Genomic DNA, 1,771 nt, shown 5'->3' with positions numbered 1-1,771 from the left:
CAAACGAACGTTTGTGCAACGCTGTTAAGTCCCAAAAAGTCGATTTATAGGCCAGACGGAATTTTCGGCGGTTTGGGCGTGGAACCCCTTGTAGGCGGGAGAATATCGTCATCATTCGCTCAACGGCCTCAGCGTGTTTTAACTTCTCTTCCCACCCCCCAGATACCAAAAAGGTGTATGGAAAGTTCTATTCACGGTCAGTGTGAGTGTATTACCGGTAATAACCTGGGCAGGGATACCCAACAACGATAATTGGATGTAACACATATCAGCAACCATGCCATCAATGTCTGTACAAACCATAAAAATTTGCTCTTGGGGGTTATACCCGTTTTCACGCATATACATCGCTGCTGCAATAGCCATCCCACCTGCCCCACAGGCTGGTCCATTGTAAGTTATAAAGGGACGTTTGTTTAAGTTTTGTACTGCGTCAGACATCGTTAACGCTGCCATCATTTCCGATAATGAATAAGGGGTAAAGAATTGACCTAAACTGGACGCACTCAACTCTAATTCCATATAGAGACTCCCCAGAAAGTCACTCGGCTCTGCGTCCAAAGCACCAATAACACACCCTAGCAATTGAGATAACTGACTCATATTCTCTTTGCCTAAGCGTTTTTCAATTACAAAATATTCTTGCTCTAAATCATCTGACTTTAAAAAAGCATTTTGAATAGCAATAGCAGCTGCATGAACAAAATCACGAAACAAATCAAAACAGTGATGATGTGGTGCTAAGTGTTTGAAAATCGATACAAACTCCTTGCGATACTGAGCAGCTGACACTCCAGGGCGCCGGTTCGAGGGATCAAACAGGTTTTGGAGTGGTGAACGTGAGAACATGTGGCCTAAATTTAATGAGTTGCCCAGTATTTCGGCGTTATGAATCGTCATCTGGTGTATTCCCCTTTGCTGTTAATCGCGAGTTTTCTGTTTCTCGCGCCGTAAAGCGTCAGGGCCTCTGCCAGATAAGCGTGATTGCAAGTGCGTCTGCAAAGCCGCAGCGCAACGACCGCAGGGAGTGAGAACGGATGTAGTAGACGGCGATAGCGCACACTTGTTGTCATGCCTGGCGGTGGAACTGTTTAGCGGGGCGGGAGAATAAGAAAATCAGTTCTGTCACGTTAACAGTGGGAAGACGAAAAAACTGAGCTGTCTATTTTTTAGGGGGCCAACAGATAAAATTGTTCCGCAAGTAATAAACGGATTCAAGAGGGATGCTAACATTGCACTTTGCGTATCATGTAGACTAATTCAATGCTCGTCAATATCGTCTGCGCCCAGCGGAATGATTTGAATCCCAGTATTGTCCGTATCTACCGTTTGATATTCTGATGGTCCTGCTCTATCAGATTGATCAGGTATTTACTCTACCTGATGGTAATCGTTTATTCTTTGTCGGCGTTAAATATGGTCAGCGCTGCCGAGTTGGCACCACTTCTATCAATAGTAACCCCCTCAGAATGGCTTTGCGAAGGAAATACAACGCGGCTGCAGCGTCTCACTTGACGGTCAGCAGAAAGCCATGGTCTGACCTCCAATATCCACAGTGCGGTACAGATATTTCCACTGTCATTTGATTTTGATGAAGGTTTCCTTCACCACCGCCGATCCACAGTACGTTTATGTCGGCGAAATATTTTATCTAGCAAGGGCCCCAAACGAATGACCCATCGGTGAAACGTGGAAAAAAAACCAAAAAGTTCGCCATAAGTATTTCATCTATTTCTAGTGAAGTAGCCCTCTAAAACCCTGGCGATTTCAC

At 45.0% G+C, this 1,771-nt stretch carries 1 protein-coding gene and 1 pseudogene; both read right to left on the bottom strand.

Annotated features, from left to right (window positions below):
• Positions 1 to 138: 138 nt before the first annotated feature.
• Entirely contained in the window at positions 139 to 900 is a 762-nt protein-coding gene (locus V1952_RS21640; protein ID WP_420074034.1) for an N-6 DNA methylase, read from the bottom strand.
• A gap of 326 nt (positions 901 to 1,226) precedes the next feature.
• A pseudogene (locus V1952_RS21635) lies at positions 1,227 to 1,694 on the bottom strand (IS6 family transposase); the annotation flags it as partial.
• Positions 1,695 to 1,771 lie beyond the last annotated feature (77 nt).

It is taken from the genome of Yersinia sp. 2542 StPb PI (assembly GCF_048593855.1).
Taxonomy (GTDB): domain Bacteria; phylum Pseudomonadota; class Gammaproteobacteria; order Enterobacterales; family Enterobacteriaceae; genus Yersinia; species Yersinia enterocolitica_E.
This window is presented reverse-complemented; position numbering and strand designations above follow the sequence as displayed.